The sequence below is a fragment of the Lentilactobacillus diolivorans DSM 14421 genome (assembly GCF_001434255.1).
Lineage (GTDB): Bacteria > Bacillota > Bacilli > Lactobacillales > Lactobacillaceae > Lentilactobacillus > Lentilactobacillus diolivorans.
Window position 1 is genome coordinate 1 of sequence record NZ_AZEY01000078.1, and the last position, 263, is coordinate 263.

1 protein-coding gene is annotated in these 263 nt (G+C 48.7%); it reads left to right on the forward strand.

The annotated features are described in order from the left end of the window. A partial coding sequence (locus FC85_RS08275; protein WP_162255419.1) for a transposase occupies nt 1-263 on the forward strand: 263 nt, incomplete at both ends.

The window sequence follows — 263 nt, forward strand, 5'->3', positions numbered from 1 at the left end:
GCGCTGACTAAGCAGCTAGTTACTTTGGCTAATAACTCCCTGCCTGAATTTGCCGTCATCACTTCTATGCCCGGCATCGGCGCACAAAGTGCGGCCGAACTCATTGGCGAGCTTGGAGATATTCGTCGCTTTGATAATGCCAATCAACTCAACGCCTTTGTCGGGATTGACATTAATCGTTACCAATCCGGTAAATATCTTCGACAGGACCATATTAATAAGCGGGGTGATCCCCGAGCCCGCATGCTGATGTATCTCATTGT